Source organism: Syntrophorhabdales bacterium, assembly GCA_035541455.1.
Lineage (GTDB): Bacteria > Desulfobacterota > Syntrophorhabdia > Syntrophorhabdales > WCHB1-27 > JADGQN01.
In genome coordinates, this window is record DATKNH010000033.1 from 1 (window position 1) to 17,472 (window position 17,472).

Annotated in this window: 19 protein-coding genes; 7 read left to right on the top strand and 12 right to left on the bottom strand. The window is 54.4% G+C overall.

The features are described 5' to 3' along the window. Window positions 1-409 precede the first annotated feature (409 nt). The 4 genes from VMT71_03825 to VMT71_03840 all read right to left on the bottom strand — a co-directional run bounded on the left by VMT71_03825 (window position 410) and on the right by VMT71_03840 (window position 3,056). Window positions 410-691: a hypothetical protein gene (locus VMT71_03825; protein ID HVN23071.1), complete on the bottom strand. Its 282-nt coding sequence runs from the start codon at window positions 689-691 to the stop codon at window positions 410-412. A 12-nt stretch (window positions 692-703) separates the two neighbouring features. Further along, a complete protein-coding gene (locus VMT71_03830) occupies window positions 704-907 on the bottom strand; it encodes a hypothetical protein (GenBank protein ID HVN23072.1) in 204 nt (67 codons plus the stop codon). A 17-nt stretch (window positions 908-924) separates the two neighbouring features. After that, entirely contained in the window at window positions 925-1,122 is a 198-nt protein-coding gene (locus VMT71_03835) for a hypothetical protein (GenBank protein ID HVN23073.1), read from the bottom strand. A gap of 104 nt (window positions 1,123-1,226) precedes the next feature. Beyond that, a complete protein-coding gene (locus tag VMT71_03840) occupies window positions 1,227-3,056 on the bottom strand; it encodes a PAS domain S-box protein (protein ID HVN23074.1) in 1,830 nt (609 codons plus the stop codon). Between the two features lie 855 nt (window positions 3,057-3,911). Between VMT71_03840 and VMT71_03845 the strand changes: the two genes are divergently transcribed. Continuing rightward, window positions 3,912-4,637, top strand: coding sequence for a DUF4143 domain-containing protein (locus VMT71_03845; GenBank protein HVN23075.1), 726 nt, complete (start codon window positions 3,912-3,914; stop codon window positions 4,635-4,637). 287 nt (window positions 4,638-4,924) lie between these two features. Here VMT71_03845 and VMT71_03850 read toward each other — a convergent pair whose 3' ends face one another. Together VMT71_03850 and VMT71_03855 are read right to left on the bottom strand one after the other, a co-directional pair. Then, window positions 4,925-5,170 (bottom strand): hypothetical protein, encoded by a 246-nt coding sequence (locus tag VMT71_03850; protein ID HVN23076.1) that lies wholly within the window; start codon window positions 5,168-5,170, stop codon window positions 4,925-4,927. Then, entirely contained in the window at window positions 5,167-5,583 is a 417-nt protein-coding gene (locus tag VMT71_03855) for a hypothetical protein (GenBank protein HVN23077.1), read from the bottom strand. Before VMT71_03855 ends, VMT71_03850 begins: the two co-directional genes overlap by 4 nt. 151 nt (window positions 5,584-5,734) lie before the next feature. On the opposite strand from VMT71_03855, the gene VMT71_03860 reads away from it, so the two are divergent. Then, a complete protein-coding gene (locus VMT71_03860) occupies window positions 5,735-6,589 on the top strand; it encodes a class II aldolase/adducin family protein (GenBank protein HVN23078.1) in 855 nt (284 codons plus the stop codon). Window positions 6,590-6,596: 7 nt separating this feature from the next. Here VMT71_03860 and VMT71_03865 read toward each other — a convergent pair whose 3' ends face one another. The 6 genes from VMT71_03865 to VMT71_03890 form a co-directional block, all read right to left on the bottom strand. Next, window positions 6,597-6,809, bottom strand: a complete 213-nt coding sequence (locus VMT71_03865; protein HVN23079.1) for a hypothetical protein — start codon at window positions 6,807-6,809, stop codon at window positions 6,597-6,599. A 71-nt stretch (window positions 6,810-6,880) separates the two neighbouring features. Beyond that, window positions 6,881-8,083, bottom strand: coding sequence for a hypothetical protein (locus VMT71_03870; protein ID HVN23080.1), 1,203 nt, complete (start codon window positions 8,081-8,083; stop codon window positions 6,881-6,883). Between the two features lies 1 nt (window position 8,084). Next, window positions 8,085-8,885, bottom strand: a complete 801-nt coding sequence (locus VMT71_03875) for a substrate-binding domain-containing protein (GenBank protein ID HVN23081.1) — start codon at window positions 8,883-8,885, stop codon at window positions 8,085-8,087. Window positions 8,886-9,114: 229 nt separating this feature from the next. Continuing rightward, complete coding sequence (locus tag VMT71_03880; protein HVN23082.1) at window positions 9,115-10,035, bottom strand: alpha-hydroxy-acid oxidizing protein; 921 nt, start codon at window positions 10,033-10,035, stop codon at window positions 9,115-9,117. Between the two features lie 27 nt (window positions 10,036-10,062). Further along, window positions 10,063-10,872 carry an ABC transporter permease gene (locus VMT71_03885; protein ID HVN23083.1) on the bottom strand — a complete coding sequence of 270 codons (810 nt, stop codon included), beginning with the start codon at window positions 10,870-10,872 and terminating at the stop codon, window positions 10,063-10,065. A gap of 4 nt (window positions 10,873-10,876) precedes the next feature. Beyond that, window positions 10,877-11,623 carry an ABC transporter ATP-binding protein gene (locus tag VMT71_03890; protein HVN23084.1) on the bottom strand — a complete coding sequence of 249 codons (747 nt, stop codon included), beginning with the start codon at window positions 11,621-11,623 and terminating at the stop codon, window positions 10,877-10,879. A gap of 119 nt (window positions 11,624-11,742) precedes the next feature. Here VMT71_03890 and pcnB point away from each other — a divergent pair, with 119 nt between their 5' ends. From pcnB to VMT71_03915, 5 genes are all read left to right on the top strand, one after another. Next, window positions 11,743-13,068 (top strand): polynucleotide adenylyltransferase PcnB, encoded by a 1,326-nt coding sequence (gene pcnB / locus VMT71_03895; protein ID HVN23085.1) that lies wholly within the window; start codon window positions 11,743-11,745, stop codon window positions 13,066-13,068. Window positions 13,069-13,188: 120 nt separating this feature from the next. After that, a complete protein-coding gene (locus VMT71_03900; protein HVN23086.1) occupies window positions 13,189-14,559 on the top strand; it encodes an alpha/beta hydrolase in 1,371 nt (456 codons plus the stop codon). A gap of 24 nt (window positions 14,560-14,583) precedes the next feature. Then, entirely contained in the window at window positions 14,584-15,666 is a 1,083-nt protein-coding gene (locus VMT71_03905) for a tripartite tricarboxylate transporter substrate binding protein (GenBank protein HVN23087.1), read from the top strand. Window positions 15,667-15,803: 137 nt separating this feature from the next. Further along, a complete protein-coding gene (locus VMT71_03910) occupies window positions 15,804-17,060 on the top strand; it encodes a Xaa-Pro peptidase family protein (protein HVN23088.1) in 1,257 nt (418 codons plus the stop codon). Window positions 17,061-17,187: 127 nt separating this feature from the next. After that, window positions 17,188-17,472: 2Fe-2S iron-sulfur cluster-binding protein (locus VMT71_03915; protein HVN23089.1), on the top strand; the 285-nt coding region annotated here is incomplete at its 3' end.

Sequence of the window (17,472 nt, forward strand, 5' to 3'; positions counted from 1 at the left end):
GAAGTGTGGGCTTCTGGAAGTTATCGATCGAAAGTGATTCCGTGGGATTTTTCAAAAAAGTTAGACGACGAGAAATTGCGTATAGTACCTACTACTGATGAACTTCATGTTCGTATCAAAGGCGAGCATTACCGTTCGAAAGAAGTAAACTTATGTCCCCCAGGACTTAGCTCTTATCCTATCCATGCGGCTCTTTTCATATTTCCTCCTAGGTTGCAAAGGGTCAGTGAAACGTCTTGCTGGCCGCTGGCGCATCACTCCTTCGGAGATCCGCATGCTTCGACAGGGACCATCGACTACGGATCAACGCAACGACATAGGCCCCGCATTCACCCTTGAGGCAGGCCACTGGATAAAAATGTCAGCGCACCGAGTTCGGAAGCCGTCTTTTCTTACAACATCCCTGGCGCTACTTCGTGGCCTGAACTGCCGCTACCTGCCATGCCTCATAGTACAGTGATGGGGTGTAGCACAGGTCACAGGTCTGGTAAGGGAAATCAGAAGCTGCCACGAGGCGGTCAGCCTCAAGTTGCTGAACTGGGTAATAGAGAGAAGGGACGTAGGTTTCTGCGGCGGTCTCATACGGAAAATCAGTGGCTGGTGCGAAGCTTGTCTGCTGACCCATCCCACCCGTGACGGTCGTAGCGACCGATAAAACGGCTACCAGCAGCATCACGCATATCTTCTTCATGACTCCCTCCTGTTAATCGGGACTCTGCGATTGGGCCCAAGCCGTGACTATGGGCTCGTCAACCTGGCCGCCTTCCGCAGATGCCAGGAAAGCCTGTTCAACTCTTGCGAGATACTGGTGATCTGGGTAGCAGGTCAAACACACGTGAGTCACCAGACCTGCAGCGATGAATGCGAAGAACACAATAACCAGCAAAATTCTCGTTCCCCTTTTCATGACTCCCTCCTCGTCTATTACCAGAAGGTCTGGTAATCTGGAGAAACGAAAGACCCAGGATTCGCTATCATGCCGAACAGCACAAAGAGCAGGATCATCACCAGAAGGAACGTGACGAAGCCCCTGTCCAGTACCAACTTCTCTTCTACAACACGCTCGCCGTCTGCAAACCTTTCTTCCACGAAGCTCTTATCCAACGTAAGGCTCTGTTGCATCGGACTAACCTCCTTTTTAAATGTCACTAGAAAAAGGTTAGTGCAGAAGATTCAGTTCGGTAAGAGGAATTAAATAAGAGAGAATTACGACCGCAATGGTAGTATTAGGTGAGAGAGAGGAGATAGGAGCGCAGATTTGCCTCCCTATTCAGATCCAGCTTCTTTCTTATGAGAAGCCTCTGCTTGTCGATGGCGTCCTGGCTCACATGCAGAAATTCCGCTATGTCCTTCGTGGTCCTACCTTCCTTTATGAGAGCGATGATCTCAAGCTGACGCGGCGTGAAATTGAAGCGACGCAAGTTGTTAAGAAAGGGAGAGAGGATCTCTTTGAGATTCCCTTCGATACAGTCAACCGCGGCGCGTTGCAAAGGTTCGAGCTTACTCTTTTTCAACTTCTCTACGTGCGGAACCACAAGCTGCTTCACGGTTGACACCAGTCTATCTTCAAGCTCTTTTTTGTCCTCCTCCCGGCGTTTGAGCAAGACTTTCAGCGCGGCGTTTGCCTCCTGAAGGTCAAGGCGTTCTGCTTCCAGTGCCCTCTCTGCCTCCCTGCGCGTTTCTATCTCCTTCTCGAGCTGACCCCGAGCCTGGATCCGCACGATGATGTTGCCCAGTTGACCAGCAATAAGTTCGAGTGTCGGCCAGCCTTGCTCTCGCGCAAGTACAACCTCACGGGAGCCGAGGTTCATAGACGCGATCACCTCACCTTTGAAAAAGACAGGCACCATAACAGCAGACCGGATTCCCTCACCCACGATGTACGGTCTCACCTCTTCGGAGATCTGGTCGGCGAGAGAGTGGGCCACGCTTCTTCGCTGCGTCAGGAGCAACCAGAGTTCTGAGCGGGCCTTGACTAGGGAGAACCTGCTGGCGAGATCTCCGGGCAAATCTCTATGGACAACCATTTCGAGATCGTCAGTATCGAGATTCTTAAGATGTATAGCCCCGCAGTCCATACCTGAAACCTGTAACGCGGTGGCCAGGCAGAGGGAAAGCGCCCCCTCGAGGGAAGAGGTTACCGCGAGCTCAAGGGCCAGATTCCTCTGGACAAGAATTTGGTTTTCGGCGTTTTTCTGCTGACTGATGTCCTGAACAGTACCTTCATGGTACAGCACTGCCCCAGTTGTGTCACGAACGGCCCTCGCATTCACGGAAACCCAGGTAAGGGTCCCGTCCCTGCGGCGCACCTTGAATTCGAAGTTGCGGACATGGCCTTTCTTATGAAGCAGTGCGACATAGTCGCGTCTTTGCTCAGGCTCCACATGGAGCTGTTCAATATTTGCGACCTCGGCGACCAAATCTCTTGGTGAATCATATCCATGGATACGGGCAAACGCGGGATTGGCCCTCAACTGCCGGCCATCGGGGAGGATCTGAAAAATGCCCTCGGTCGCATTCTCGAAGATTTTTCTGAACTCCTCCTCACTCTTTCGGAGTTCTTCGGTGCGCTCTTCCACGAGCCGTTCAAGATGCTCCTGGTACGCCTGTAGCTGTCGTTCCATCTCCTTGAGCTCCGTGAAGTCGTAGGTGACCACCATAGCGGCAATGGCGCCTTTAGCGGCGAGGCGATACGGCGTATAAACCACGGCGCAGTAGCGGGAACCGAGGGCAGGAAACTTGATCCAGGCTTCATCGCGCACCTCCACGCCCTCAAAGCAGCGGTCCAGCCTATCCTTTATAGCGCGACTAAACGTCTCCTGTCCCCAGAGAGTCGACACCCTTCTGCCGATGATCCCTTCCGGCTTACGCCTGTGTACAGCGGCGAAACAGCTGTTTACCCACGTGTACGTATACTGGTGATTGATCAGGCTTACCGGAACATTCAGCGCTTCAAGGAGGGCGGGGTGCTCGGTGTCTTTCAGGCGCTCGTGAATGCTTTGTTTTGCTCTGTGAGCCAGATTCGAGGTGGATCGCTTACCCGGTTTACTCCCCATAAGCCCCTCCTGGTAAGGGAATTTACGGTTTACCGACTATTACTGAAAGAGCCTCTATGACGTTGGGCTCAAACGTGAAGGAGGCGCCCTGCAGAGTTGCTTCGCGATGATAAGCGAGGGTGTGAAGCGCGCCTGCCCAAACAGGGCTAAGCGTTCGGTACGCTGATGACCGTCTGGTGCGAGAGTGACGTCGCTGCACAGCGCACATGCAGCATCGCACTCGACGAAGGTTGGAAAACCAGCAGTGGTGTTATACCCTTGCACATAATCTGGTTCGGGCGATAGCACGGAGAAGAGAAATAGCGCCGAGAGAACAAAGGAGACTATACAAAGGCTGGGTCGCATAACCCTCCTCCTCATTCGCTTATGGTTTACGCAAACGCACTAGCGATTGGCGAAGGAGGTTATAGTCTATAGTCAATTGTGGTATCGGTGGCGACTGTTGTCAAGCAAACTTCTCTTTGGAACCCCAGTCACGATTGCCGTCTGTAACCGTGTGCTGAGAAGAAAAGACTGAAGTTGAAGACTTCAGGAAGTATTCCTCTAGCTGTTCGCAGGGAGCTCTGGGCAACACCACGGGGTAAATCCTCCTCGGACCTTTGTGTGTGGGAGTCCGGTCGTGCTCAAGAAGCTATCTCGGTTATTGCTTCCCGCGGCCTGAAAATCGTGTAGTAGTCACAGGCAGTGCGATAGAACCGGCGCGGTACAATGTTTCTTCTCGGAGAAAATTCTTGAGGAATCCGGAAGTAGTTTGGAATTGAATTCGAAACCTTGCAAGGTGTTCCTTCACGTGAACCCTTTATCAGGACCTTCCTTGAGACTCCAACCCTCGCCCGTGGAAAGGATGTTCAGCCGATGCACCTAGACGATGTGGTCCGAGGCGGCATGCCCACGGTCTGTCTCGGAGGCCTGAAGAACAAGACGAACTGGTTCAATGGATATGAGCATACCTACCTGGATCGCGACATCCGCGATTTGAGCCGCATCGGGGACGTTATTCCGTTTCGCAGGCTGCTGCACCTTGTCGCCTTGAGGGCAAGCGGCATTTTGAATATCAGTGACCTCAGTAGGGACGCCCACCTCACTGCGGCCACGGTTTCCAGCTATCTCTCCATCATGGAGGTCTCCTGTGTTGTTTACCGGTTCGCTCCGTATCTGCGAAACAGATCGAGCAGACTGATAAAATCGCCTAAAATGTATCTGGGGGATTCGGGCCTTGCCTGCTACCTAGCGGGAACGGAGGATATTTCGGATGACCCCCTCAGAGGGGCACTGGTTGAAACCTACGTGGCTCAAAACCTCGTAGGAATTCTTGACGCAGGCTGGCCACAGGCGCACCTCTTCTTCTGGAATATTCAGGGACGCCATGAAGTCGATTTTATTATTGAGGCGGGGGAAAAGTGCATGGCCATTGAAGTCAGGGCGGCGGCCCGTTGGGGAAAAGACGACCTGACAGGACTCCGGACCTTTATCGCTGCGACGCCCCATTGCGTAGCGGGAATACTCGCTTACACCGGCACTAGCCCTGTTAGCCTGGGCAGTAAACTATGGGCAATTCCCCTCTCCATGTTGCTCTCATAGGAGGAGAAGGGGAGGCCGGAGAGTCGCCACCTCTCGAACTCTGTTCTTGAGGCTTAATGACGCGATGCATTCACGGGCCCGAACGGCGAATCATGGTTCACCATAACAAAGAGCGGGTCGGCTACACTGACGTTTCGCATTGCCGGATGTAATGTGCCATCAAATTGAGCGAAGGGCGGATTCACCACTTCAGAAGGTACTCGGTGTGAGCCTCACGCGCTGTTGATAACGCCAAGTCTTAATACTGAGACTGCATAGTAAGATCCGATTGCAACAGAGGTGGAGAGTTACGGTAGATGGCATCCAGCAAGCGCTTGCCTGTAAATCTCTTTCAATTCGAAGTACTGACTGGACATATCCTGAATCATCCGGATGTCCTCCTCGTCCAGAGCGCGGGCGACCTTGCCCGGTGTTCCCAGCACGAGCGATCTGGGAGGGATAACGGATCTTGGTGCCACGACGGATCCTGCTCCGATAATCGATTCTTCACCGACCACTGCTCCGTCAAGTACAACCGCTGCGATGCCGATCAACGCTCCAGCTCAGCAACGGCAAGTCTCTGCATGAACTGTGGATCAGTGATTCTGGCCTCGCCGGCGTAATGCTGTGCCTTTTCAAAATCATCCAGTGTCTGTTTGTAGCGGCCAAGCTGCCACGCTGCAATACCCCTTTCCCGGTAGAAGGCCACCAGGCTTTGATTGTCCTGGGTTGGGGGTGGAGGCGCATCGGCTTTGATCCGATTCGACTCGGTATTTCCCTTAAATGTTCCGGCCTGATTTAATATCTTGATGACATCGTCAACGCGTCTCGGCGGAGGAACAAATGCTTCTTGGCTTATGGCAGAATCGGTTACCTGTTTTGCCTCATCCAAAGACATTCGGGAAGGGGCAGCCCACGCCTGAAACGCCAGCACTGTAGCCAAAAGCATGAGCAGAACCTTACCCATAAGTATTTTTGGTTATATACTATGCAAACCAATGGAAATAAGCAAAGTGAAACTGCCACAAACTAGCAGCGCGGCTGCTTACTTTTTCGCCTGCATGAGTTTCGCTGTGCTACAATCGAGAAATTACAAACCACCATTGAGGAGGCAGCATATGAGAAGAAGACATCGGGGTTGGCGAACGTCGGGTAGTGGCCTTGTTTCAAGCGGCATTGTATGGTTCACAGCTTTGCTGCTCTTTTCCCTCTCGGGAACCGCATGGTCTCAGGCAGCCTTTAAACAGCAAGCGACAACAGCGCAGGAGGCCATCGATTTCGTGGTGATGGCAAATAGGATTCTCGTACTTGAGCACATCTTCGATGCTTTCGGCCACGTGAGTGCAAGAAACCCGGAGAACCCGAAAACCTTTTTTGTGGCGAGGGCTGTCGCGCCGGAACTGGTCACGGCCAAGGACATCCTGGAAGTGGACCTTGACGGGAACGTGGTCACGAAGAGCACGATGAGGCCTTACGCAGAGCGAATCATTCATGGGGCCATCTACAAGGCGCGGCCCGATGTGCATGCGGTCATCCACGCGCATCCTGCTTCAATCATCGCATTCTCGGTCTCGAACGTTCCGCTCAAGCCCGTGATGAACGGGGCCTCTAAATTCTATCCTGCCGTGCCTGTTTTTGACGAGTACGATTTTACGTCGCCAGGCAATACCGGAATGCTGGTAACGACCAAGGAGCAGGGCGAACTCCTGGCGAAACGCCTCGGCTCGGGACTGGCAGTGCTCATGCGTGGACACGGTTACACCGTGGTAGGCCTGGATGTGCCAAGCGCGGTGAGCAACGCGATCTCGCTACGCGATAACGCGGTCATTCAGCTCATGGCATTGCAACTGGGCACCCCCAAGTACATAAACAAGGAGGAGGCACCGGATGCGAACAAGGGGAGCCCCTACCTCGATCGCCCCTGGAATGCATGGGTGCAAAGGGTGAAGGCTGCGATGCCCGACATGAGATAGACAGGATTTAGCGTTTTACGGCGTGTTTCTTTTCAATGACTGTTAGTATCTCCACCATGACGGCGGCGAAGAAGAAGAGCAGCAGCGGCAGGTGAAATACGAAGGCCATCACCCAGCCTACGTTCACATCGTCCCAGGGGATTTCCACGTTTACGAAAAAGATGGAAGCGAGTAATCCCAGGCCCGCTAAAGCAAGAAGGGGTGTCAGGCGCGTTGACATTGGTTTTCTGAAGTATAGTACAGATTTGTAAAATTGGCACCTGCCGTCGCTGGCAGAAGAAAAGGACTGCCTCAGTTCCGTGCTTTTGCGATTGCGTCGCGGTAGTACTCGCCTGTGCTGCTGAGTGCGCCGCTCCGTAAGTTCTGATAGACGACCCGGTTGTGCCGTTGAGCGAGGTCGCGGTACGGCAGTTGCTCCAGTTCTGGTGTATAGTCCAGGTAGCCGAAGAGCAAGCCGCTCCAGAAGAATGAGACGAGGCTGACATGCTCTGTCCGTGCCAGCTTGAGGATGAGCGCTATGAACTTCTTGTCCAGAGGCTCCCAGAACGCGTAGGTGTCTCGGCGAAAGACTTCAGAAGCGGCTGCAAAGTTGTCTTGTCCGCCAGGTCTCAGTATCTTGTAGAGCCAGGCCTCGTCGATGATCGCAAGCTTTTTGTTGGCCCGGGCGATTCTAGCCATTTCAACCGCGTTCGTCACCATTCGGCCGGTAATGGGATACACGTGGATGGCAATGAAATCCACACTTGTCTGCTCCGCCAGAGCTTTGGCGAACGCCGTTTGGCTCCACGAGCCGCTGCCCGCTCCGATGAGCGTTGCGCCCCTGTCGAGCCCGGACAAAGCGAATTGAACAACCTCCATCACGTTCTGTGGCTGGTTGAGTTCCCTAAGCCCCGTAAGTCTGGCTTGCGTGTCTGGTTCTGTGATCAGACCGAGATAGTCCGGATGGAGCTCGCGCACGACGAGATGCACCATATCCCGGTACTCCCGTTTGAAGCGCTCAAGATCGAGTCCTTTGTAGATGCCCTTGAATGGGCTGAAGGGTGTGTCGGAGAACAGGACCGTGACATGCGGCATGACCTTGATCCCTCGAGCGTGAGCTTCTTGCACAACGTTCTTGTAGAAGGCCAGATACTGCGAGGCATCCGGAAAGTCCGCACGCAGCATCGGATACTGCAGCGCGAACTTGACATTTTGGATGCCCAAGGCCTTAAAGCGATCGAGACAGAGCCTTACCGTATCGAGGGATTCTGATCGGAGCAGGGCTGGTCCGCGATTCGAGTTGGCTGCGAGGAGATCCACGGAGTACACCGGGCGCCAGTCGTCACCCGTTCCAGCAATGTTTTGATCGGCGCCATCGAGAGCGCCATTGAGCCCACGATAGAGTTCGGCATAGGGCTCGGGCACAGCCTGTGCGCAATAGGCACAAGGACCGAACGTCAGAAGGAGCCCCAGGCCGACCAAAAGGGTGACGAGCGCGGCTAAGAGTGATCTCATCTTACTGTTTTGACAGAGGCGCAAGCCCGCCCTTCGAGATCGTCGGTGCGGCTTGAGGCGATGCCAGAAAGCGGATCAGAGCGCGTGCCGCTTCCGGCTGTCTGGCTGCACTCGCGACCGCGGCTGAGAAGAAGGTTTCTTCCTGCAGCTCTGCGGGGATGGGGCCGACGATCGTAACACCGGGCACGTGAAGGAGCTCGCTCATCTGCTGAAATCCTATTTCCGCCTCACCCCGTGCGACGACGGCTGCGACCGGCTCACCGGATGGCGGTCCTTTGATCTTCCGACTCTTGCCCGTGACCTGGTCGGCAACGCCAAGTCTCTGAAAGAGTGTGGTCGAAAGATAAATGCCGCTGGCGCTGTCCGAGTATGCGATCGATTTTGCCTCCAACAGGGCACGCCGAAATGCTTCAACGCTGCCGATGTCTGGCTTTGCGGCTCCGGCTCGCACGACCATACCGATCTGGGAGCGGGCGAGATCGACCTTGCTGCCCGGGCTCACCAGGCCCTGCCGACCGAGTTCATCGATCGTCGCGCCGATAATAATGACTACGTCGACGGGCTCGCCGCGCTTCATACGGGCGGGGATGGCTTCCGGCGAGTCTCCCATCGAGGGGCCGCGCGTCGTGACGAGGTGGTGTCCGCTCGCGCTCTCGAACGCAGGTGTCAATTCCTTGTAGATCTCATAAAATCCAGTTGAGACCATCACGTTTACGTCGGCTGCGGTCGCTGCACCGCTAAAGCAGAGTACCGCCAGGCCAATCAGGACTGCGATCCATCGGATACAGAATTTCTGTTTCATGACACTCCTCCCCTCAGCAGTACGTTCAAGAAACACTCAATGGCAGTGCGCATCGCCACGCTCACACTGTACAGAAATGAAATTCTTAGGTCAAGATAACAGAGTCCTGCGAATTCAAAGAATCTTAAGACAGGTGCGACTGCCGTGGCCGCCTTACCCCACAATCACGCAATCCCGGGGCACAGTACTTGCGCTGGGAACGTTGGCCAGGAGCATTGCTCGCTGCAATTCATCCGTGATCATTTCCAGCACTCGCGCAACCCCTTGGGCGCCGGCCGCCGCCAGCCCCCAGCCCCCAGCATATAGGGCGACCCACCAGAACTCCTCGAGCGCCCAGAGCCAGCGCCTTCAGGACATCAGTGCCTCTCCGGAAACCTCCATCGATAAGTATCTCCACTCCGGAACCCACAGCTTTGACTATGTCGGAAAGTACCTCTATAGAAGCTTGACAACCATCCAACACTCGTCCGCCGTGATTGGAGACTACGATGGCGTCTGCACGGGCATCTGCAGCCATGAGCGCATCCTCTATATCAATGATCCCTTTCACCACAAAAGGCAGTGACGTTGCAGATCTCAGCTCTTTTAATTCGTTTGCAGTGAAGGATTTGTTCCTCAGGGGTTTTAAACGTTCCTTCACCTTGACTCCCGCATAATCGTCTACGCACACTCCAACAGCGCAGCAGCCGGACTGTTCCGCTTCGTTCATTGCGGCAATAAGCGCCTTTCTATCCCGCAGCGGTTCAGCATTCCAGACAATAGGAGTCCCGGCAGCCTCAACGACCTGCTTAGCCGAACAGGTGGAAACCTGGCCGAGGAACATCATGGCACCCGCTTTTTCCGCCCCCTTGGCGAGCGCCATTTCAGCCTCCGGATGCACGCTGCCTACATGAGCGAACGGCGCCACGATGACGGGCGTTTTCAGAGCCTTGCCCAGAACGGTCACGGACGTAGATACCTTTTCCAGCCCGTGAAGGACGCGTAACTTTAAGACAATACGCTCGAGGGCTGCCCTGTTGCGCTGAAGCGTGAGTTCTGTTTCAGTCCCGCCGTTGATCCATTCCCAGACATCCTGCTTCATCTTTGTCTGAGCAGCTGCCTTCATCTTGTCGAGCGTCATTCCGGACAGTTCGAATTCTTCCGATCTCATGAGCACACCTCAAGGAGTGGGTTCATTTCAGAGTGCCTCGGCGTTGAAACGGGCAATGGTTCCGCTTGCCAGATTCTTGTGATAGATGCGTATGAAAAAGCGGGACGTAAGCACGAGGTAGATTACTGCGAGCACGCCCCCGATGAGAAGATTCGACGCAATACTGCTCGCTGGAAGACCGGTGGTGAGCACGCTGCGCATGGTCTCGAATACATAGGATGGCGGCATGACTGCGCTGAAGAGCCTCAATGTTGCCGGAAGCGTGGAGACGGGATAGAAAACTCCCACAAAAAGTGAGAGCACCATGGGGATGGGCCATCCAAGCCATTCGGCCGACGGGCCGAGGCGGAATATTACGGCTGAGACAAAAATACCCATTGCGATCCCGAAGAGGAGCAACACCACCATGAAGGGAAGAAGCAAGGCGCCGGTTGTCAACGCATTGTAACCGAAGAGAACAGCTGCGATAAGGATCATTACAATGAAGCCCGCTATGCCGGAACATATGCTGGTTATGATCAAACCGCTCAGATACTCCCTGATTTTCAGGGGAGAGGCAAAGTAGTTGATGAAGTTCTGGCTCCAGATGTCCTCCAGAAAAGCCATCATTATGCCCTGCTGAATGCGGCTCATGAATTCCCACAGGATGATTGCACCAAGGATAACTGTGACGAAATTGAACGTTGCCTGTCCCATGGAGGCGAGATACCTGCTGATAAAACCCCACAGTATCACATCGACGATCAGCCATAGAAAAATACTGACCAGGCGCGTTGGGTTGCTTTTAAAGAGGAAGAGCTGGCGCACAAAGACTGCGAAGACTCTCGATAGGCTCATGGGTTCATTCCTTCAGGCGAAGCGGCTCGCGCGCAACGGTTATGAACAATTCATCCAGGTCTTTCTTGCCATGCTCTCCGGGCAGTGTCTTCGGATCGCCGCTCAGGAGGATTTTCCCGTGCGAGAGAAAGAGCACACGATCGCACACTGCTTCGATCTCGTTCATGTTGTGTGATGTCCAGAGGATACCGGCTTTTGTGCCCAGTGCGTAAGCTTTTATCTTTTCACGGATAAGCTGTGAGACGCTGGGGTCGAGCGAAGCAGTGGGTTCGTCAAGGAGCAGCAGTCGCGGCCTGTTCATGAGCGCCTTGGCAAGATTGAGGCGGCTGAGTTCGCCGGATGAAAGCAAGCCTGTCTTAGTATGGACGAAACGCTCCAGGTCGAATTCCTGGAGCAATGACTTGAGTCGCACGTTAAGTTGCTTTAACTCGTACAGCAGCCCGAAGACGTAAAGGTTCTGCCACACGGTCAGGTTAGCAGGCACATGAGCATAGACAGCTGCGAAGTTGATGCTTCTTCTTATATCGGATCCGCATTTTTTGAGGTCATTGCCCAATATTTCGATCAATCCTGCAGTCGGCTCCAGAATACCCAGTACCATGTTGATGGTGGTAGTTTTACCCGCGCCGTTCGGTCCGAGCAGCCCGATTATCTCACCTTCCCCCACGGAAAAGGTGATACGGTCTACGGCGGTGAAGCCGTCATATTGCTTGGTCAAGTCCGAGATTTTCAAGATACTAGTGTCAGCCATACAACGCCCGGATGCGGATCTCCTGTGTGCGCCATAAGCATAGCATAAAGCAAGAGCCGACACCTTGCGGGCGCGTACCCCATTTTGCTTTTTCAGTCGATTATGCTATGGTGAAGGGGTTGGAACCTCTGATCATCCCCCGCAAGGAACACCGGATATCGAGAAAGCAGATCAGTCCCAATGCCCTGCGCGCACTTTACCGCCTCCACGGGCGCGGGTTTACTGCGTATCTGGTGGGCGGATGTGTACGCGACTTGCTCCTCGAGCGCACGCCAAAGGATTTCGACATAGGGACCAACGCGACGCCGGGGCAGATCAGGCGGCTTTTCCATAACTGTCGCCTGATAGGCCGCCGTTTTATACTGGCCCATCTCCACTTCGATGACGAAATTGTGGAAGTATCAACCTTTCGACGGGCAGCGCTCCCATCGGACATTCCGGCACCCGAAGAGGAAGGCTCCACCAGACGTCCGTATTACAGGGAAACAGAGGATGGGATGGTCCTGCTGGACAATGTGTTCGGCACACCCGAGGAGGATGCCCTGCGCCGCGACTTTACCATCAACGCCCTTTTCTACAATATTGCAGATTTTTCCGTTGTCGACTATACGACAGGGCTCAGCGATCTGGAGCAGCGGCTCATCCGCCCTATAGGTGACCCTCGTGTCCGCTTTACCGAAGACCCTGTGCGCATGCTGCGTGCTGCTCGGTTTGCCGCGTCTCACGATCTCGTCATAGAACCTGCTACCTGGGAAATCCTGTGCGAGCTTGCTCCGACTATCTCCCGCGCGTCACCGGCGAGACTCTACGAAGAGGTGCAGAAACTCTTTCTTCTCGGATCAGCGCGACCGGCATTCAGCCTGTTGGAGAAGAGCGGCCTTCTCTCGGCTCTCTTACCCGCCCTCACCCGTTGGATCTATGAGAAGAGCGATCACATGAGGTGGCTTGAAGCCAACCTCGAGAGTCTCGGCAGGCTTTACGGGAACGGGAGTGGAGTGTCTCCTGCGCTCTTTATGGCAGCCCTGCTGGGTCCAAATCTGGAGGAGGCCGCGCTGGCTCTCCATCGCACAGGCATCCCCTATCGTCAGGCGCTGGATGCGTCGTGTGACGTGTTCATGAAGGAAACCCTTAAGGTTGTTTCCATTCCGAGGAAGGTCAGCGACCGGCTTCGGGGTATCCTGGGTCTTCAAACTTCGCTGCACAGAATGCCGCCGCGAAGGCCGTTGTCTGTGGTCGGTAGGCCTGAGTTCGGGGAAGCCCTCGCGTACCTCCGCCTTGGGGCCGAGGTGAGAGACAAACATCGGATTCCTCTCGCGTGGTGGGACAGGTTCCTTGCGGAGGGTCAGGCTGCACTGCCTTCAGAGGCTGGCTCTGGTGAACCGCCCGTCAGCAAAAAAAGAAGGAGACGTCGTAAGCGTCGCCGCTCGCCCAAACCTGCCGTCTGAACCGCCCGTTTGTTTGCCCTCTTAAAATGTACCCATCTTAAAATGTAGTTGACACCCTGAGGGAACTTGGTTACCGTTACTCAGCCACGTAACTATGTGCCTTCTACAGGGGGGAGAGAGATGAAAATAGTGGGTGTTGTGACGCTGGTTATGGGATTGTTCCTTTGCCTCGGCTTTGCAGGAGTGCGCGCGCAGCAGGGCACATCCGATGTAAAGGTGATGACCGCAGGCTCGAATCAGGCTGCGGCCGAGCCGGTGAGCAAGGGTCACGGCGAGCCTGTGACACGTCGTTGGGTCGAGCAGCGGTGGGTGCTCGACAACGTGATCCGCTCGGTCGGCATGGACTGGGATCAGCCGCGTTCAGCATACATCGCCGCACCGTGTGGCGCTGAGGCCAGCCTCGATATGGTCGGTATCCGGCAGCGCGTCCAGAAATACGCTGACGCATCGCCCGCGTTTGAGGCTGCTGCGCGTCGTCGGGAGGCAAGAGCGAAAGCGGCTGAGGAGGCAGGCGAACACGTGACGGCGCGGGAGAACTACTGTATTGCGACCATGTTCTGGGGTGGTGCGCAATGGCCCATAGATGAAAACAATGAGAAAAATAAATTTTACAACCAGCGCAAGCGCGACTGCTACAACAGGTACGCGAAGCTTGCTGATCACCGCGTGGAGGAAGTGTGGATTCCTCTGGAAGGGGGTAAGAGCCTGCCGGGTTGGTTTCATCTGCCTCCAGGTTACCAGGGCGGTCGGATCCCTGTTGTGATTTCGATCCCGGGGATGGACAGTTTCAAAGAGCTGAGCGTTGCCATGTACGGAGACCGGTGGTTGAACCGTGGTATCGCTGTACTGGCAATTGATGGACCGGGCCAGTATGAGAGCGCGGTCCTCGACATCTACTTCAGCATGCGCGCCTGGGCGGCCACAGGCACAGCCGCAGTCGAATGGCTGATCAAACGGCAGGAGGTTGATCCGGCGCGCATAGGAATCAGCGGCAATAGTTTTGGTACGTTCTTCGCAACGATTGCGGCGGCGAACGAGCCGCGCATCCGCGCCGTCGCCACGCTTTACACATGCTTCGAACCGGGTTTTCACAGCATCTTTGAGGAGGCGTCACCGACATTCAAAATGCGTTTCATGTATATGTCCGGATTTACGAATGAGAACGAGTTTGACCAATTTCGGAAAAGTATGACGTGGGAAGGGCAGGCCGAGAAGATCCGGGTACCTTTTCTGTGTGTTGCGGGAGAAGCAGACGAGCTGAGTCCGATGCAGTACACTGAGAAATTGATGAAAACGATTCAAAGCCCGAAACGACTTGTTGTCTACCAGGATTCCCGCCACACGGTCGCGGGCGTACCATCTGTCAGTCTTGGGCCCAACCCGACAACCCTGGTTGCCGACTGGATGTTGGCCACGCTGAATGGCAAGACGTTCCCGAGCGAGCGATGGTACGTTGATGCAACAGGCAGAGTGACCAAAACGGGGTATTAATAGAGAACGTGTTAGGTGAAACGTATGAAAAAGCTCGCTGATCGTGCTGGCAGTGATGCTCGAAAGATTCCCGGGACAATATCGGGAGGACGATTCATAGCGGAGATGCTGGCAGGCATGCCTGCATACCGGTGTTCGACAACGTTGGCTCTTGTGGTGTTGGCGATGCTTTGTGTGTGCGGAACTTCTCAGGGCCAACAGTTTCCGACAAAGCCGATAGAAATTATTGCACCCTTCACTCCGGGTAGCCCGCTCGACGTCGTAGCTCGGATAGTCGCGGACATTGCCCCGAAGTACATGGGGCAGCCTGTCGTCGTCACCAATAAACCGGGTGCAGGCGGCAGTCTTGGTGCGGCCGAACTCCTCAATTCCAAACCTGATGGTTACAAGCTCTTTGTCACCACTAATTTCTTCTTCGCCATGACGACCAAGTCGCAGAAAATTCCTTTCGACCCGGCCAACATCGTTCCTCTCGCAAATATGGTTCAGTTCGTGGATGGTCTTTGCGTCAGGGGAGATTCGCCGTGGAAGACCTTTGCAGATCTTGCTGACTATGGTAAAAAGAATCCTGGCAAGATACGGTGGGCTCATTCGGGAAGAGGGATGGTAGCGCATGTCGCTGTACTCCTCGTTTTCCGCAGGGCGGGAGTGGAAACTATAGACATCCCCTACAAAGGGCCCCCGGAAAAGGTAACGGCGCTTCTCGGCGGCCACATTGAGGCTTCCAACATGACCTATGGTACGGTGGTCGACCACGTCCGGTCAGGTAAAATCAAATTTCTCTTTTTCTTCAGTGACCGGAGAATCACCCGTTATCCTGATCTGGCTAACGTGCCCACCATTGCCGAAATAGGTTATTCCGATCTGAATCAATTGACGCCTTTTGTAGGACTCTACGTCCATAGAGATACTCCGCCGCAGATCAGGAAAACTCTCACCGATGCATTAAAGAAGACGTACGATGATCCTGAGTTTAAGAAGGCTGTTGAAAAAACAGGGGACGAGCCGCGTTACGGCGGGCCTGAGTTCATAGCGGAGTCGATTAAGAAGGGCGCGGAAATAGGCGTCCCCATGCTGAAAGAACTGGGATTGTACGTAGGAAAATAGATTCCGAATGATGAGCCCCTAGGCTGCACCGGCGCCGTAAAGGAATCTATCTAGCGAGCACGGCTCGCGAGAGGGGGAGGCTCCGACGGCTTTGCTGGCGGAGGGGGCGACGCGAGCCCCAAGAAACAGGAGGTTTGATGCTGGCACACAAAGAAAGAATTCAGGAGATGATGGCGCGATTTAAACTGGACGTGCTGATTGCGTCGCATCCCGAGAACGTGACCTATCTGACCGATTTTGAGAGCAACCATCATTACATGTATCGGTTTCTCGATTGGGAATCTTACGCTATCTATGCGCCCGAGAGAATGGCTGTTCCCACGCTAGTCATTTCTACGGCTGACGCAGCATGGCCCGCGAGGTTCCCAACCTGGGCCTCTGATGTCTTTACGTTTGGTCCCGTGTTTTACCTCCTGGACCCGGAAGGGGAGGTGAGCCACGGAGAGTCGAAATACAGAGAAATCCTTGACCGGCGTGCGAGGAATGCGCTAACAGCGGGAGAGGCAATCGTGAAGGCGTTGAAGGAGCACGGACTGGATAAGCTCCGGATCGGCCTGGACGAAAAGAATGTATCGCCCCGCACCATGGAACGACTGGAGAGTGACCTGGTTGACGCCACAATGGTGGACACATTCGAATTATTCAGAATCATAAGAATGATAAAAACGCCGGATGAAATAGAACGGCTGAAGACTGCCGGAATCAAAAACGAAAGAGCGACCAAGGCTCTGCTCGAAGGAGTAGGTGAAGGGGCGTCGGAGGAAGAACTGATGCAACTTTGCCTGGAGAGCGTTGCGGAAGAAGGTGCTGTCTTTGAGTTCTGCAATACTGCGTCCGGTACTCAGTCATCCATGCCCATACTGTCGTATGGACATTTTCATACGCCGTCCGGTTATCGTTTGAAAAAAGGCGATCTCTTCAAGTACGATGTCGGATGCATTTTCGACAAGTACCATGCAGATACAGGAGGATGCGCTGTGATCGGCGCTCCGGCAGAAAAACAGGCTGCTTACCATGAAGCTATTAAGGCCGGCATGAATAAGGCTATGGAGATCCTGCGTCCCGGTGTTCTCCCATCACAGGTCTATCAGGAGACTATTGCAACAGTGGAGAAAGCCGGGTTGAAGGATTACTCAAAAAGGGCGGGCTTTGTGGGCCACGGCATAGGCCTTGAGGCGCGAGATTACCCCGTGCTTCGAGCTCCTGTGAAATCAACAAGTCCTTACCTGCCCGGCAGTTATGACATTCCCATCGAAGAGAATATGGTCATAAACGTCGAAGTTCCCTACAGTGCGTTAGGGTTCGGAGGCTTGCAGATCGAGTATACATTGCTGGTTACAAAGAACGGCTGCGAAAAACTTTTTCCCCAGGAGAGGGAGCTTCTTGTAAGATAGCCACCTTTCGTATCAACTCACCCACCTCTATTTTCTGTTGACAGCAGGTTTCCCCCACGGCTATCATGAGAAATACCATGATCATCGAACGGGCAAGGGGTACTCAAATAAAAAAAGGGAGGTACTCATGATTTCGTTTCAGGTCAATGGAAAGAAGTACAGTGTGGATGTTCCTCCGGATACACCGCTGCTCTGGGTCATACGCGATACGCTCAAGTTAACGGGCACTAAATACTCCTGTGGTATCGGGGAATGCGGCTCCTGCACGGTACACATTGACGGCAAGGCCATGCGCTCCTGCATCACCCCCGTCGGCGACGTACAGGGCAAGAAGATCACCACGATCGAGGGCCTCCCCGCCAACCACCCGGTGAAGGTAGCCTGGATCAAGGAGCAGGTGCCCCAGTGCGGC

Coding starts and splice junctions, on each gene's coding strand:
- VMT71_03825 (HVN23071.1), bottom strand. CDS start 691: ATGAAGAAGATATGCGTGATGCTGCTGGTAGCCGTTTTATCGGTCGCT.
- VMT71_03830 (HVN23072.1), bottom strand. CDS start 907: ATGAAAAGGGGAACGAGAATTTTGCTGGTTATTGTGTTCTTCGCATTC.
- VMT71_03835 (HVN23073.1), bottom strand. CDS start 1,122: ATGCAACAGAGCCTTACGTTGGATAAGAGCTTCGTGGAAGAAAGGTTT.
- VMT71_03840 (HVN23074.1), bottom strand. CDS start 3,056: ATGGGGAGTAAACCGGGTAAGCGATCCACCTCGAATCTGGCTCACAGA.
- VMT71_03845 (HVN23075.1), top strand. CDS start 3,912: ATGCACCTAGACGATGTGGTCCGAGGCGGCATGCCCACGGTCTGTCTC.
- VMT71_03855 (HVN23077.1), bottom strand. CDS start 5,583: ATGGGTAAGGTTCTGCTCATGCTTTTGGCTACAGTGCTGGCGTTTCAG.
- VMT71_03860 (HVN23078.1), top strand. CDS start 5,735: ATGAGAAGAAGACATCGGGGTTGGCGAACGTCGGGTAGTGGCCTTGTT.
- VMT71_03865 (HVN23079.1), bottom strand. CDS start 6,809: ATGTCAACGCGCCTGACACCCCTTCTTGCTTTAGCGGGCCTGGGATTA.
- VMT71_03870 (HVN23080.1), bottom strand. CDS start 8,083: ATGAGATCACTCTTAGCCGCGCTCGTCACCCTTTTGGTCGGCCTGGGG.
- VMT71_03875 (HVN23081.1), bottom strand. CDS start 8,885: ATGAAACAGAAATTCTGTATCCGATGGATCGCAGTCCTGATTGGCCTG.
- VMT71_03880 (HVN23082.1), bottom strand. CDS start 10,035: ATGAGATCGGAAGAATTCGAACTGTCCGGAATGACGCTCGACAAGATG.
- VMT71_03885 (HVN23083.1), bottom strand. CDS start 10,872: ATGAGCCTATCGAGAGTCTTCGCAGTCTTTGTGCGCCAGCTCTTCCTC.
- VMT71_03890 (HVN23084.1), bottom strand. CDS start 11,623: ATGGCTGACACTAGTATCTTGAAAATCTCGGACTTGACCAAGCAATAT.
- VMT71_03900 (HVN23086.1), top strand. CDS start 13,189: ATGAAAATAGTGGGTGTTGTGACGCTGGTTATGGGATTGTTCCTTTGC.
- VMT71_03905 (HVN23087.1), top strand. CDS start 14,584: ATGAAAAAGCTCGCTGATCGTGCTGGCAGTGATGCTCGAAAGATTCCC.
- VMT71_03910 (HVN23088.1), top strand. CDS start 15,804: ATGCTGGCACACAAAGAAAGAATTCAGGAGATGATGGCGCGATTTAAA.